The following is a 16531-nucleotide window of genomic DNA, read 5'->3' on the forward strand; positions in this document are numbered from 1 at the left end:
CCGCTTCCTCTACTGGTCGTCAACCACCGAGCATCTCATGCAGCGTCGGCTCGTCCGGCAACTCGAAGCCCAGCTCGCTGCGGGCGGCCCGTTCCGCCTCGGCCCGGCTGACCGGCGCACGCCCCGCCCCGGCGGCCGGCGGCGGCACCACACCAGCCGTACCGGCCGATGGCGATGGCGACGACGGCGACATCCCGCCCGCGTCGGGCGGAACCGAGCCAGCGACCCACGTTATCGACCGCTGCTGCCCGTCCGGACCCAACTCGACCGCGAGCAACTGGACCAGTTCCCCGGCCGGACCCCGGTCGACGTAGTAGACGAGGTATCCGTCGCGCCGGTCGAGCACCGTACGGCCCGGTGCCGACGCCGCCGCCAGCCCGGCGGCCGCCACCCCCGCCGACGCGCCGACCCGCGCATCGACAAGGGTCCGCCCGTCGACAGCGGCCCGCCCCTGGAAGACGGCCCGCCCGCCGGTCCGGGACGCCTGCCGGGGAACAGCCGGCACCGGCGGCGGAGGCGGCACCACCGGCGTACGGTCCAGGTGGGCGTAACCGTCACTCATCAGGTCCAGGAACGCCCGCACCGGCATCGGCTGCGGATGGCTGTGGTTCCACGGGTTACGCAGCCAGATGTGCCCGTCCCGCGCCGCCACCACCTCGTACGCGTGCCCGGCCCGCAGATCGTACGGCGGCATCCCGTACGGCAGATGCTGGTAGCTGTCCGGTGACCTGGTGCTGGCGATCACCGGATTGCCCCGGGCCAGCAGCCGCGCCACCGTCGCCTCGACCACCGGCTCGCTGCCCGGCGCCGTGGGGAACCGCCCGGTACGGGCCGGCTCGCCGGTGAGCTGCGTCAGCAGCTCCGCCCACAGATCCGGGGTGCTGCCCGGATCCATCCGCGCGTACCCCAGCGGCGCCGCCTGATGCGGGTCGGACCGGCCCTGCCAGCCCTGCCACTGCTGCTGCCAGTGGACCTGCCGGGCCGCGCCCCAGGTCCGGTCGACGGCGGCCAGCGCCTTCTCCAGGATGCTCACCCACGCCGCGCCCACCCCGGCCTGGTCGGCGTAGGCGGCGCGCGGCGGCGGCGCGCCACGCACCGGAACGTCAGGAGTCACCGTGATCCGCAGCCGCCGACCCGTCGGGGTGGTGTGGCCACCCGGCAGGCTGCTCTCGTGCAACAGGACGTCGACGGTGCCGTCCGGGTTCGGATGCATCAGCGCGCCGATCGCCTGCGGCTGGTGCCCGGCGACCGCGCCGACCGAGGCCAGCAGGCCGCAGTCGCCGAGCCGGCCCTGCTGTACCTGCTCCCGGCGGGGCAGCCCACCCCACAGCGGCACCGGTGCACCCGAGTGCGGATCCACGGGTCGGCCGTACTCGATCGATTGGTCCGACGCGGACTCGGGCAACGTGGCCCGGTCGGCGTACACGTGGGTTTCGGTCGCAGTGACGGCGACCGGCCCGCCCTCGGCGGCCGAGGTCGCGACGCCCAGGGCCGGCGGTGCGGTGGGGGCCAGGTCGCGTAGCGCCTGGGTGAGCGCGTCCGGGACCAGCACCATCGACCGGGTCCCGGCCACGTAGTGAAAGCCGTGCGTGCCGAGTATCCGGGTCACCGCCGGGCTGTCGCCGTACGCGCCGACGATCGTCGCGTACGCCCGCCGGGTGTCCTCGGCGAGCAACGCCCGCCGGCCCGCCTCCGTCGCCAGATCAGACCCCGGGTGTACGCCACCCACGTTGACCTGCGGCGCGCCGGCCAACGCGTACGGGGTCAGATCCGGCTGGCCGGACAGGTCGACGTACACGCCGTCGCGGGCGACCCGCTCGGCCAGCGCCGGGTCGACGGCCCGCACCGCGTCGAGCTGGTCCGGCCGCAGGCCGATCACCTGACCGGCCGACACCGGCAGGTACGGCAGGCTGCGCTGGCCGTGTTCGGCGTCGACCGCCAGCCGCTGCAGCCGCTCGGTCAGCTGTGGAGCGGCGGGTACGTGTCCGTCGTGGACGAGGCGGTCCCAGTGGTCGCGTTGCTGGGCCCGCTGCGGCTCGCTCAACGTGGTCGGGTCCGCGCCGAGGATCGCCAGCACACTGTCCGGTGTGATCGCCGGTACGGTCAGCCGCAGCAGGTCGTTGGCGACGTCAGGCGGCAGCTGCGCCCAGCGGGCGTAGGCGTCGGCGGTGCCGTCGACGAGGCCGAGCGCCTGCGCCCGTACGGCGATCTCGGCCCGCAGCGCCAGCCTGGTCGCGTCGCCGCCAGCGACGCTGTAGCGGGTCGTCAGGTCCCGCAACTCGCTCAGCTCACGCGGCTCAGCCAGCGGCGGCTGCGGTGGCGGCGTCGATACGCTGCTGTCATGCCCAGCGCCAGCATCGGTGACAGCAGCCGCGCCAGTGACAGCCCGGCTGTCCGCGACCTCTACGCCGCCATCATCGCCGACCCCGACGACATGGACCTGCGGCTGCGCTACGCCGACGCCGTCGAACCCACCGACGGAGACCATGCCGAGCTGATCCGACTCCAGCTCGAATACGACCGGGCCAGGATCGCCGGCACCCCGAGCGCGCCCGAGCTGTCCCGGCGGATGCACGGACTCGCGGTCAGACTCGAACCCCGACTCTGCGCGGACATCGCCGGGCTCGTCGACGACTGCGGGGTACGGCGTGGCTTCCCCGAGCTGATCGAGCTTCCCGGTGCCGACTTCCTCGACCGGGGCGCGGAGATCTACCGCCGGGTTCCGGTCCGCCACGTCCTGCTCACCGACGTCGGCCCGGACCTGGTCGGTGCGATCGCGGCGAGCCCGCTGCTGGCCCGACTCACCAGCCTCGGACTGGACGGCAACCCGATCGGCGACGACGGGCTGCGCGTCCTGCTGGCCTCGCCGCACCTGCGGCGGCTCCGCTGGCTGGGGTTGGCCAACTGCGGTATCACCACGGTCGGTGCCGAACTGTTCGCCGAACTCGCCCCTCGGGTTTTGCCTGACCTGCGATTCGTCGACTTCGCGCGTAACGACGCCGAGCTGGTCCCCCACGGTGAGGGCTTCGACGCCGTCGGCGGGCAGGACCCGATCGACGTCTACGTTCCGGCTATCGCCGAGCGGATCACCGCCGCGCACGGGCCGCTGCCCTGGCTCGACCCCGCCATCGCCTGGCGGGGTGGGTTCGTCGATTTCGGGGCGGTGTGATCGCGGGGGTGTCGGGTTCCGGTTCGCCTCGGCGATCCGTTGCGCGTGGAACCGGATACTCGGCGGGATCTTGTACGAGTCGTCGGGCAGCGCGGCGGCCTGATTCGAGAACTGACTCTCCAGGTAGTCCTTGAACCGGCCGAGCGACCGGCCGAGTTGCCGCGCCACGGCGGCTGCCCCGAGGACGCGCAGCTGCCCGGACTGGTCGGTGAGCCCGACGACGTCCGATGTCGACCGGTCGAGGGCCGGCGGCCCGTGCAGCGGGCGCAGCTTCAGTGAGCCGGCCAGGGCGGCGACCCCGCCCGGATATTCGGGAGCCAGGCCGATCGAGAAGACCACCCGGTCGTACTCCTGCCGGGTGCCGTCGTCGAACTCCACCAGGAACGTGCCGTTCACAGTGTGCCGCGCGGAGACGATCGTCCGCAGCGTCTGGTCGATCCGGGGATCGGCGGCGGCCACGTCGTAGGCGCCGAGCCCCGGCACCGTGTTGCGGCGGTTGTAGCCGCCGGCGAAGCTCGACGTGAGCTCCAGCTCGGCGTCCCGGGCCGGGTCCCCGGTCCGGTTCTCCGGCAGCAGCGGGACTCTGCGCGCCGACCAGTCGATCGTCGCCGCCGGTGAGGCGGCGGCCTGCTCGACGTCCCACGCGCCGGAGGCGCCCGCCCCGAACACCAGCACCCGGTCACCCGCCCGGTAGGCGTCGGCCAGGTTCTGCCCGCCGAAGTCGACGCGCCGCCGATCTGACCGAGGATCACCGAGCCGGCCGTCGGCGTCGAACCGGCCAACGGCGTCGAAGCGGCCAACGGCGTCGAAGCCGAGTCGGCGCGCGACGTCGGCCGGCAACGCGGCCACCTCGACCGGCCGCCCGTCCGGACCGTACGGCTGCCCGGTCGTCGAGTCGACAGCGTAGCCACTACCCGGATCGACCAGCAGCGGATCGGTGAGCCGACCATCAGTGTCGGCCAGCAGCGGCAGGTCGGCGCGGATCGGGCGGGTGCCGCCGAGCACCGTACGCACCGACTCGGGCAGCGCCGCCGGGTCGACGACGGCCCCGCTCCGATCCCGGAACACCGGCACCGAACCGGAGCGGTCCACCTGGAAACCGGTCGCCGGGTCGACGTACCGGCCGGAAGTCTCCTCCGGCGCGGCCGGCACCCGCGCCGGACCCGGACCGGCGGCGATGTCCACAGTAGTCGTGTAAAAGTCGCGGCCACCGACCGTGACCCGGTAGTTGGCCCCGGCCGGCCAGCCGGCGGCGGCGGCCGCGTCGCCGGCCGGGCGCGGGGTGATCGCGGTCGCGACACCCTGATAGCTGGGCATCCCGGTGTACGCACGGCCCGCGCCGACCGCCGCCGCGAAGTCACTGGAGCGCGCGAACTGGGTGCCCTGGTCGGCGAAATCGGCCGGCTGGAACGACAACCCCGGGATCTCCAGCTCGCTCGGGACCTGCCCCATCAGCAAATCCTGTCGGTCGGCCCACGGGTCGTGGCCCTGCGACACCACCATCACCGGCGGCACCCCGACGCCGGTGTCCGGCGGCGCGCCGAGCGTGGCGAAGTCGGCGGTCGCCGCCCAGCCACCACCGATCACCAGCCGTTCGAAGACGTGCCCCGGTTCGGCGTCCAACACGGCGTCCACCCGCTCGGTCAACGCCACGTCCGCCTGGTCCCGCGCCGCGGCCGCCTGCCGCGCCCACTGGCGGGCCTCCGCCCGTACCTCCGCCTGGGCGGCCCGGACCCGCTCGACCAGGCCGGGCGTGTCCCGGGCCACGTCCAGCAGACCGGACAGGTCGGCGAAGGCCGGTCCGAGCTGGTCGCGCACCACGTCCAGGCGGGCGTCGGCGGCGGCCGGACCGACCAGCGGTACGTTCGGCTTCTTGGCCCACACCGAGTGGGGCGGATCCTGCTCCAGCAGTCCGCTGGAGATCAACAGGCTGATCGCGTCGGCGTGCAGTTGGGCGACCTGGGCCGGATCGGCGTGCCGGCCGGCACCGGCGTCGCGCAGCTGATGCGCGACCGTCCGCAGCTCCGCGAGCCGGCCCATGTCGCGGGCGGTCAGGTGGCGCTGCCCGTCGCCTTCCGGCCGGGCACCCTCGGCCAGCGCGGTGGTGGCATCGGTACGCATCCCGTCGGCCCGTTCCCGGGCGATCGCGTCGACTTCGGCCAACGCGGCGGCCACCGCGCGGCGCACGTGGTCGGCCGAGGCCCGGTCGGACACTCGTACGGTGGCCCGGTCGGCGTCGACGGCGACACTGGCGACCGGGGCGACGGCCACGTCCGACGGCACCGGGACAACGGTGACCGTGACGGTCAACAGCGTAGCCGCCCGGTCCGGCCCGGACGCGGCATCGGGCGCTGTCGCCGGGTCCAACGTGACGGTGCCAGTGTCCGGGTCGGCCACCGCCCCCGCCGGCAACAGGCCGACCGTCAACGCCTCCCGTACGGCTGCGGCCGCGACGCCCGGGTCGGCGTCGGCCAGCGCGCCGCCGAAGACGGTGCCGGCGGCGGCGCTGCGCAGATCCGGCCCGTCCGGCCCGTCCGGCGTTACCGGCCCCTCGGGTCCGGGTCGTCCGTCGGCGGCCAGACCTGGCGGCCCGCTGTCCGGCCCGCCCGCCGCGCCGCCGCGTACTCCTCCTTGATCACCGACGGCGGCATGCTCCGGTGCGCGGTCACCACCCCGCTGTGATCGATCACCCAGCTGCCCTGGCCCAGCCCCATCCCCTGCGTCTGCTCCCGCCCGGACAGGATCTCCCTCGCCACCCAGCCGAACTCGAACTCGTGCAGCGCCATCTGATTCGGCGTGCCGACCAGCCGCTGGATCAGCTCCTGCGCTTCGTCCCGGGTCACCGTTGATCCCTCCCGCTGCCGACGGTGCGTCCATCGACCACAACGCGTGCGTGGCCGCCACGTAGTCGGCGGGCGGCCGGGTCGACGTCGTACCGTACTGCGGATCCCACCACACCGGCCCATCCGCACCGTACGGGTAGACGATCACGAAGGCGTGCGAACCGGCCGGCTGCACCTCACCGTTGGCGTCCAGCAGCAGCCGCCGGCTGGTTCCGTCGAAGCTCAGCCAGTCGGCGACGACCAGCGCCGCGCTGCCCGGACCCCCCGCCGCCACCCGCGCCTGCAGATCCGCGTACTGCCGCGCCACCGCCACCGACCGCCGCTGCGGATCACCCGGCAGGTCCGCCGGCGGCGCCACCCACTCGCCACCCAACCACGCCTCGGCCCGACCAACCCCGTCCGATTCCCCCGTCAGCCGGTCGATGCTGCCGTCCGGCAACCTGTCGGCCCAACGCGGCAACGACACCATCGGCCGACCAAGAAAAGTCGACAAACCCGCCAACGAACAATCCATACAATTGTTACCCCGACCCGGCCGGGACGGCCCACCATCATTCACCAACCCACCAAAAGGATGCGACGACGGATCCGCACCCACCACAAAACCCTCACCCGACCACAACACCGACTCGACATCCGCCTGAAAACCCACCTCCTCCAACGGCGCCAACTCCAACGGACCCACCGGACGCGGACCCGACAACCCGGCCGCGTTCGCTGATCCGGCACCGACCGGAGTTGCTAATCCGGCACCGGCCACACCTGCCGACCCGACATCCGACCCGCCCGCCGCGCCGTCGAATACTGGTTGATCGTCACCGGTACGGGCAGACTCCCCTGCGCCGTCACCGTCCCGTCCCGATCGATGATGTAGCTCCCCAGGCCCACGTGCATCCCCTGGTCCCGCTGCGGCGACGTCAGGATCTCCTGGGCCAGCCAGCCGAACTCGAACTCGTGCAGCGCCATCTGATTCGGCGTGCCGACCAGCCGCTGGATCAACTCCTGCGCTTCGTCCCGGGTCAATCCTGGTCCCTTCTGTTGCGGATGGCGCGTCCATCGACCACAACGTGTGCGTGGCGGCGACGATGTGCGCCGGCGGTGCGGTCCACGTCCGACCGTCCTGCGGATCCCACCACACCGGCCCGTCCGCGCCGTACGGGTAGACGATCGTGAAGGCGTGCGAGCCGTCCGCCACAGCGTTACCGGCCGCGTCGACCTCGACCTGTCCCGTGCGCTGGTCCAGACTCAGCCAATCGGCGACGACCAACGCGGCACTGCCCGGACCCGCCGCCGCCACCCGCGCCTGCAGATCCGCGTACTGCCGGGCCACCGCCACCGCCCGTTGCGGGGGCGGCCCCGGGATGTCGGCCGGCGGTGCCACCCACTGGCCGCCCAGCCACGCCTCGGCCCGGTCGATGCCATGCGATTCGCCGGTCTGCCGGTCGATGCTGCCGTCCGGCAACCTGTCGGCCCAACGCGGCAACGACACCATCGGCCGACCAAGAAAAGTCGACAAACCCGCCAACGAACAATCCATACAATTGTTACCCCGACCCGGCTGGGACGGCCCACCATCATTCACCAACCCACCAAAAGGATGCGACGACGGATCCGCACCCACCACAAAACCCTCACCCGACCACAACACCGACTCGACATCCGCCTGAAAACCCACCTCCTCCAACGGCGCCAACTCCAACGGACCCACCGGACGCGGACCCGACAACCCGGCCGCGTTCGCTGATCCGGCACCGACCGGAGTTGCTAATCCGGCACCGGCCACACCTGCCGACCCGACATCCGACCCGCCCGCCGCGCCGTCACGTACTCCTCGACCACCACCGTCGCCGGCAGGCTCGGCTGGGCGGTCACCACGCCCGTCAGGTCCACGATGAAGCTCCCCTGACCGATGTGCATCCCGTCTCGCCGTTCCTGGCTCGACAGGTCCTCCTGGACCAGCCAGCCGAACTCGAACGGATACATCTCGATCGGATTCCCGCTGCCCAGGAGCCGACTGATCAGCGCGCGGGCCTCGTCCTCGGTCATCTCCCCGGTCATTGATGTCCCTCCCCTGCTCCGGCAACGCCATCGACCACAGACCACGGCTGCCGCGTACGTAGTCGGTGGGCGGCTGGGACCATGTCCGACCCTGCTGCGGATCCCACCACACCGGCCCGTCCGCGTCGTACGGATAGACGACCACGAAGGCATGCGAGCCAGCCGGCATCGAGTTGCCTTCTGCGTCGGTGACCGGTGCACCGGTGACCGGATTGACCTTCATCCACTCCGCGATCACCAAAGCAGCCGCGCCCGGCCCGGCGGCGGCGATCTCCTGGTGCAGCTCCGCGTACGCCGCCGCGACCAACGGCGACCGCAGCTCGGGCGATTGCGGCAGGTCGGGAGGGGTGCCCAGCCATTCCCCACCGATCCAGGCCGCAGCCCGCAACGATCCGTCACTCTCCCCCGACTGACGGTCGATCCCACCGCCGCCGGCCGGATCAGGCCACCGGGGCAACGACACCTCGGGTCGGCCGAGAAAACCGGACAGCGCGGCGAGCGAGCTGTCCAGACAGTTGTTTCCCCGCCCCGGCTGGGTCGGTCCGCCGTCGTTGACCAGCGTGCCGTACGGGTGGGTCGACGGATTCGCGCCGGCGACGAAGCCGTCACCGGACGACAGGCTCTCCACCACCGCCGCCCGATGCCTGGCGTCCTCGAGCGGTGCCAGCTTGGTCGGCCCGATCGTCCGGGTGTCCCCCAGCGGTGGCCGGCTCCCCCTCAGGTCTGGCCGGCCGCCTGGCAGATCCGGGTCAGTTCCGCCTCGTTCGGCAGCGGCACCGTCGTGAAGTGACGGGTCACCGATTCCGCCGTCGCCCGGTCGATCCGGCGGAAGGTGTGGCGTTCCTGATTCGCGTACAGGATCGACACCGCCACGTCCGGTCGGAAGTTCCACCGGTCCGTCCGACGGTCCCAGATCACCGCCCGGGTCGGCCCGGGGAGGTCCGCCAGCGCTATCACGTTCACCGGCGTCTCCGTCTGGTCGATCAGGCGGTACAGCAGGTAGTACTGGAACATCGGTTCGCCCATCGGTCACCGTCGTCTCGTCGCGGTCGGGACGTTGCCCGGCGGTCGTCTCCGTAGGTGGCGACGGATCTGCTGCCGGCGATGACGCGGCATCGTCCGACCTCGTGGTCAGCGCTGGGTCGCCGCCTGGCAGATCCGGGTCAGTTCCGCCTCGTTCGGCAGCGGCACCGTCGTGAAGTGACGGGTCACCGATTCCGCCGTCGCCCGGTCGACCAGCTGGGTCTGCTCCCGGTCCGGCGTGGCGTACAGGAACGTCGCCGCCACGTCCGGTCGGAAGCCCCACCTCGACGTCGGCCGGTCCCAGATCACCGCCTGCGTCGGCCCGGTCCCGCGCGCCACCGCGATCACGTTCACCGGCTGGCGATCCGGATCGTTCGGGCGGTGCAGCAGGTAGTAGTGGAACGTCAGGGGGTCCATCGGCTCTCCCTAGCAGGTCCGGATCGAAGCCCGGCAGGTCGGACAGGTCCAATCCTCGCTCAGCGAGGACGTCTCGGAAGTCACGTCCCTGTTCGGCGAGCCACGCGGCGTACTCCTGACGCAGCGGGAGCCGGTCCGCGCTGCTGATCCACGTGGCGAAGCTGGTGTTCTTCGGCACGCCGAACCGTTCGACGAGCTGCGCCATTCCGCCCGGCATCGCTCCTGCGGCACCTTCGACCTTGTTCGTCGCCAGGATGTCCAACAGCGCGTGCATCCGATCGGCTGCCGAATACGCCGGATCCCGCATCCTTTCGTACAGCACGTGGGTTTGATGGCCGATGCGGTAACTCGTCGCGGTCGGGAACTGCAACTCGTACGTCCGACCGTTTGGTGCCACCAGGGTGACGTTCAGTCCGAAAAACCGGTTACCGGGTGCCCAGAAGTTCTTGACATCCGTGACCTGATGGCCGTCGGCCACCAGCGCGTCCAGCACGCCGAGCACCGCCGGACCGTACGCCTCGGTTTCCGGTCCCCGGACGGAGAACCGCACCAGGTCGTTGACCTCGTCCAGGGCTTGCGACATGTCGTAGCCGACCGGCGCGAACTCGGCGGTGAACTTACGGGCCATCGACTCGGCACCCTTGACCCGGTGTTCGGTGCCCACCGGGGTGAGCGTGTCCGTCCCGGTCAGCCCGAGTTCGGCGGTGATCCGTCCGCCGACAGCGTCGAGCTCGGCCAGGATGGCGTCGGCGTCGACCTGGGCGGCGGCCAGCGCGGCGAGCAGGGTCGAGCGGTCCTGTTCGGTCAACCCGTCCAGGTACGCCGGCTCCGAGCCCACCGGGTCCGACGCTGCGGGATCGGTCGGCCCGGTGGCGTCAGTCGGCCCGGTGGCGTCAGTCGGCCCGGTGGCGTCAGTCGGCCCGGTGGCGTCAGTCGGCCCGGTGTTGGCAGCCGTGGTGGTCGCCGGTGTGGTGGTCGCCGTCGCCGGGCCGGGGACGATCGGGTTACCGTCGGCGTCGAGCACGATCGACCACACGCCGTCGACCGCGGTGGTGTGGATCGGACCGGTGTCGGAGACGGTACGGGTCTGCGCGTCGATCCAGACGATGTCGCCGTTGTGGTTGACCGCGTTCCAGGTGTGTGAGCCGCCACCGACGGCCGCTGTCCAGCTGGTGATGATGACGGCGGCGGCACCCGGACCGGCCCGCCGGAGCTGATCGGCGATCGCGTCGAGACCGCTGAGGCCGGTGCCCTGGTGGGCGTAGGTGGCTCCCAGCCACTGTTCCTGCCGCCGGGTGTTGTTGCCCTCCGGACCGTTCGGATCGGCGACGCTGGCGGCGACCTGCGGGTCGCCGTACCAGGTCGACAGGACCGACAGCCCGACGTCGCCGCAGTTGGTGGCCCGCCCGGAGACCTGATGCCCGCCGTCGTTGACCAGCCCGGCCCACGATCCGGTCCGGGGGTCCGGGTGCCGCTGCGGCCGGCCGTCCGGATCCTGCGGCACCGCGTCCGCCAACGCCTGCTGGTCGGTTGCGGACGGTGGCACCACACCCTGGGGTTGCCCGTACGGTCGGGTGTCGGTCAACGGCCGGCCGTTGCCGAGCGCACCCGGCTCGGTCGGCGGGGTGGTCGGCACGTCGCCGGTACGGCCGGGGTCGGCGACCGGTTCGACGTTGAGCGCAGGCAGGAATTCCGCACACGACGCGCATGGTGGACGGTAACTGCCCTGCCGGTATTCGACACCGCCGCTGACGGCCCGGCCGATCTGGTGAGTGACGATCTTCGACCCGTCGAGGCGGCTGAGGGCGTAGTCGCTCAGGTCGCCCGGCATGCCCGCGTCGCGCCACTGCCGCTCCAGCTTGTAGAGCTGGTCGGACACGAGGGCGACCTCGCTGCACTTGCCGTGCCCCGCGCCGGTCCTGGTCCGCCCGGCGATCTGGTCGAGCACGGCCTGGGCCAGCGGGTGTACGGACGGTTGCGTCGCCGGGGTGGTGCTCTTGTCGGCGGTCATGCTGGTGTGGGTGGTGATTTCCCCGTCCGGGGTCATCAGCGCTCCACCGACGCCCGGTTTCCTGCCCCTGGAGATGTCACCGCCGACAGCGGCCTGGACGGCGTCGGCGAGGCTGCGGGACGCGTCGATGAGCGCCAGCTCGGCGTCCGGGCTGTTGGGGTCGCCCGGAACATCGACCGGGTCGAGTTGCCAACTGTGGGTGCCGTTGGCGGTCGGGCCGGTGGATCGGCGCAGCGTGTCCGGGTCGACTCCGCCGGCCGGGGTCGGCCGCCCGGCCGAGGTGTCGCCCGCATCGGACGGTGCCGGGCCGGCGGGGGTCGGGCCGGCGGGGGTCGGGCCGGCGGGTGCTCCGGTGTTCACTGGCACGACGCCGACCACCGGCGGGCCGGTCGTCACCGGCGATCCGCTGGTGACCGACCCTGCGGCGGTGTCGGCCGGCGGGGTCAGCGGCCCGGGTACGGCGGGTCCGAAGGTCACCGAACCGGCCGAGTTCGCGGCTGCCGGGTTGACGACCCGACCGCCGGCAGCTGGGGCGGTCGACGCTGGCGCGCTGGCCGGAATCGACGCGGCCGGAGTGGTCGCCGTAGCCGGAGTCGACGCGGCCGCAGTGGTCGCCGTTGCGGGATTCACCGGCCCGGCAGCCGCAGCAGGAGCCGCCGCAGGGGTGCTGGTCGCGGGTCCGATAGGCACCGCCGCAGGCGCGGCCGGTGCCGACGTGGTGGGCGCGGCGGCCGCGACCGGCGGCGGGTTCGTCGCGGCCGGGGTCACGATCCCCGGCGGTACGCCCGCCGGAGCGACCACCGGATCGGCCACAGCGCTGTCCAGATCCGTCTGCCGTACGGCGACCGGTACGGCACGCTCCGAAGAAGAGGCGTCCGCCATCGCCGCGTCGGCGCTGTCGTCGCGCTGATCGGCACCCGTCTCCACCCCCGGCCGCTGACCAGACGTACCGTCGCCGCCGATCTCCGGCCCGGTCGTCGCCGCAGGTCCGGCCGCGAACCCGTCCGAGGCCGCGACCGGGTCCGAGGGGGCGACCGATCCCGAGGCCGCAACTGGATCCGGCACCGTCACCGACTCGGGCACGGAGACCGGGTCCGACGGTGTCATCGTGCCGGACGCGGTGCCGGCAGGTGGTGCCGCGCCGTCGGGTGTGGTCCCCGCAGCGGGTGGCGCCACCTCATCCGGGGCGGTGACGGCGCTGGGGGCGGCTGGCGGAGGGACCTGCACCGAACCGGAACCGGTCGACGGTGCGGTGCTCACCTGACCGTTCGCGCTCTCGGTCTCGCTCGTGGCGCCGGGCCCCGCCGGGGTGCCGGCCGGAGCGGAGGTCGAGGTGTCGGATGCGGCACCGGAGTCCGGGCCGGCTCCCGTGTCCGGGCCGGCACCAGCAGCGGTGTTGCCGCCGGCACCGTTCGGCGTACCGGTTCCACCAGCGGCGCCGCTGCCATTCGGCGTACCGGTTCCGGCGTCACCGCCCTGACCTTGGCCGAGTCCGCCCAGATCCGCCGTACCGACCGGGCCCGGCGTCGGGCCACCGAGACCGGCACCGCCGGAGCCTGGCGCGTTGACGCCCAGGTCCGCACCAAGCTGGTTGGTCAGACCGGCCATGCCGCCGCCGACCGAGGCGCCGGCCATGGTGAGGCCGCCCCGGCCGGCACCACTGGTGAACCCGCCGAGCACACCCTGCCAGCCCGGATTGGTCCACTGCTGGTTGACCGCGAGGTTCGCCGCGACGCTCGCCGCCGGTGACACGATGGCGTTCTGCAGTCCGGCACCGACCGATCGTCCACCCCAGCGGACCACCCCGGCACCCGGGAAGCTGAACGTGGACGGATTGAACCGGACCGGGACCCTGGGGGCGACCGTGTTGCGCATCCACCGGTTGCCGGCGACCCCGAGCACCCCGCCGAACGCGCCGCCGACCCCGGCGGTCGCGGTCCGCCGCAGATCCCACTCGGAACGGGACCCGGTCTGCATCTGGTACGCCTGGGCACCCACGTCGATGATCAGCTCTTCACCGATCTCCTGGGTGAGCTCGATCGCCACCCGCCGGGCCAGCCGCTCGGTGCCGGCCCGGGTCACCTGCGTCACGGCCTGCCGGCCGGCGTTCTGGATCATCGCCCGCAGGCCGGCCCGGGTGAACATCTGACGGCCGAGTTGGGCGAGCAGCCGCCGGAAGGCGACCGTCACGGCCTGACGGCCGGCGGCGAGGATGCCCGGGATGGTGCCGGCGGAGACACCACCGAGCCAGGCCATCAGCAGCGCCACGAAGACCGCGATGACGGTGACGATCACTGCGATGAGGACGGTCAGTTTGGCGTACTCGATCTCCAAGGCGGCGTTGTCGCAGCTGGCGGCGAACGACGCCGCTGCTTCCTGGATCACCGGCAGGCCGGTGTTGCGTCCCGCGCCGTAGGTGCTCCACGCCGTCTGGAACGCCTGGCCGGCGTCGCCGCCGAGGTTCTGCAGCACCACCATGGCGGCATGGTCGCCGTCGACGACGGCGTCGGTCAGCGCCTCGGCCAGCTCGGTCCAGGCCGCGGCGAGCTCCCGCATCTTGTCCTCGTCACCGCTGGGCCACGCCTCGCCGGCGCTGACCCAGCAGATGGCGTCCCACACCCAGCCGTACTCGCCGAGGGTGGCCTTGGGATTGGCGATCGCCAACTCGCGCGCCTCTCTACCCCGGGAGGTCCCCTTGGCTGCGGGCGGTCGTCTCGTCGCCGCCGCCGAACCAGGTGGCCACGGCCTCGTCGACGTCGACCGTACCGTCGACGACCTCCACGACGGACGGCCCGAGCTGATGCATCCACGTCACGAGCTCACCGCCGCTTTTCATGGTGGCGCCCACCGGGGCGTCCTCGCCTTCGGCGAGGTAGTGCTCGTTGAAGGCCCGGCCCGGCTCGTCGTCGCCCCAGGGCGTTTCGCTGTTGAGGCTGTTGATGGTGCCGGCCAGCCGCTCCCAACGGGCCGCCAGGTCGTCACCGACGCCGGTGAGTTCGACCCCTCCGGTGCGGGCCGCGCCCGGGTTGAGAGCGGTCTCGTTAGGTTCGGTCACGTCCGATCATCTCCCGGTAGGTCCGCGTCGAGCTGACGAAAGATGCCCTCCAGGTCGTGATCCATGTGTGCCTGGAACTGGGCGTCGGGAAGCAACGGCCGGCACAGCTCCTCGACCTGCGCCATCGCCTTGTCGGTCGCCCGCCGGATCGTCTCGGTCACGGTGGCGGACAGTTCCTTCGAGTTGGGACGCCGGTAGATCCTCGGATCGAACTCGACCTTGATCACCTGCCCGCGCGGCCCGACCGTGGCCGTGACCAGCCCGTCGTCGGAGGTGACCGTGGCCGACACCGACCTGAGCTTCTGCTGCAACTCGCCGACTCCGGAACGCATCCGCTCGAACTGCGCCATCAGCTCGTCGGCCCGGGCCCGCAACGACTGCGTGTCCACGATGTCCTCCCCGGAGCCGCCTCGCCGCCAGCACACGTACGGTCGAGTGATACTCGTCGACCAGGTATCGCCTCGACGATACTGAACACCCGCCATCGCCACGAGCCCGTAGGCCGCCGACAGCCACGCCGGCCAGGGTGTGACGGCCCTCGTTAGGATGCGACGACCGCGCGGCGGCAAGGAGGTACGCCATGCCAACCGGATGTCACGGTCGGCTGGCCGCTGTACGGGCGGTGCTGTCGATCGCGTTGTTCACCGTCGCCGGCACCACCATGGCGCTGGCCGCCCCCGGCACCGCGCTGGCCGGCACCGCGCTGGCCGGCACCGCGCTGGCCGGCACCGCGCTGGCCGCCCCCGGTTCCTGCCGGTCACCGGTCGATCCGGGCCAGCCGATCCCCCAGCTCCCCTGGCACCAGCGGTGGCTCAACGCGGAACGGGTATGGCCGTTCAGCACCGGCGCCGGGGTACGGGTAGCGGTCGTCGACTCCGGAGTCGACGACGACCATCCGCAGCTCGCCGGGCAGGTGGCGACCGGTTTCGACGCGCTCGGCGACGAGCCGGGCGGCAATGTCGACTGTGTGTCCCACGGCACGGCGGTGGCCAGTGTCATCGCCGCCCGGCCGGTGGACGGCATCGGCTTCCACGGGCTGGCCCCGGACGTGGAGATCCTGCCGGTACGGGTCAGCGAACGGGTCAGCCAGCAGTCCGGCGACGACAGCCGCGACGGCGGTCCGACCGTGACCGCCGCCCGGTTCGCCCAGGCGATCCGCTGGGCGGTCGACAACGACGCCGACGTGATCAACATGTCGGTCACCCAGTACCTGCCGGACTCGCGGGTACGGGACGCGATCACGTACGCCCTCGCCGAGGACGTCGTGGTGGTCGCCGCCGCCGGTAACCTGCACCAGTCCGGGGAGCGCCCCGACCCGCCACCGTTCCCGGCCGCGTACGACGGGGTGCTCGGCGTGGGCGCGATCGACCAGCAGGGACTGCGGGTGGACAACTCCCAGATCGGCCCGTACGTCGACCTCGTCGCTCCGGGTGGTGCCGTGGTGGCCGCCACCCGACGGTCCGGGCACGACGTCTGGAGCGGGACCAGTTTCGCCACGCCGATGGTGGCCGCGACCGCGGCGCTGGTCCGAGCCGCCCAGCCGGAACTGACCGCGGCCGAGGTGGTGCATCGAATTCTCGCCACGGTGGATCCGGCCGCTGGCGCGCCGGAGGCGGGCTACGGGATCGGCGTGGTCAACCCATACCGGGCGGTGACGGAACGGCTCACGGGGCAGCCGCCGGTGGCGATCGCCCCGATGCCGGACATACCGCAGGATCCGGCGGCGATCGCCCGAGCGGAGCACTGGTCGCGGCTGAGTCAGCTGGCGGTCGGTGGCGCGGCGGGCATGGCGGGCGTCGTGGCCGTGGTGACGGTGGCGGTCCTGATGTTGCCGCGTGGTCGGCGGCGTCGGTGGCGGTCGACGCGGCACGTGCCGGCACCGGTGGCCGCTGTGGACGTCGACGAGCCCGACGAGGCGTTCTTCCGGGTCCCGGGTCCACCCCGACCAGACTGAC

At 72.5% G+C, this 16531-nt stretch carries 4 protein-coding genes; 1 reads left to right on the forward strand and 3 read right to left on the reverse strand.

Going from position 1 to position 16531, the window contains the following annotated elements; translation table 11 throughout:
- Window positions 1-19: 19 nt before the first annotated feature.
- The 3 genes from O7632_RS01225 to O7632_RS01235 are packed head-to-tail and all read right to left on the reverse strand — an operon-like array spanning window position 20 to window position 14965.
- Window positions 20-14185 carry a toxin glutamine deamidase domain-containing protein gene (locus O7632_RS01225; RefSeq protein ID WP_278110685.1) on the reverse strand — a complete coding sequence of 4722 codons (14166 nt, stop codon included), beginning with the start codon at window positions 14183-14185 and terminating at the stop codon, window positions 20-22.
- A gap of 13 nt (window positions 14186-14198) precedes the next feature.
- A complete protein-coding gene (locus O7632_RS01230; protein WP_278110687.1) occupies window positions 14199-14576 on the reverse strand; it encodes a hypothetical protein in 378 nt (125 codons plus the stop codon).
- Window positions 14573-14965 (reverse strand): YbaB/EbfC family nucleoid-associated protein, encoded by a 393-nt coding sequence (locus O7632_RS01235; protein WP_278110689.1) that lies wholly within the window; start codon window positions 14963-14965, stop codon window positions 14573-14575. Before O7632_RS01235 ends, O7632_RS01230 begins: the two co-directional genes overlap by 4 nt.
- 344 nt (window positions 14966-15309) lie before the next feature.
- On the opposite strand from O7632_RS01235, the gene mycP reads away from it, so the two are divergent.
- Window positions 15310-16530, forward strand: coding sequence for a type VII secretion-associated serine protease mycosin (gene mycP, locus O7632_RS01240; RefSeq protein ID WP_278119755.1), 1221 nt, complete (start codon window positions 15310-15312; stop codon window positions 16528-16530).
- Window position 16531: the final 1 nt, after the last annotated feature.

The sequence above is a fragment of the Solwaraspora sp. WMMD406 genome (assembly GCF_029626025.1).
GTDB lineage: Bacteria > Actinomycetota > Actinomycetes > Mycobacteriales > Micromonosporaceae > Micromonospora_E.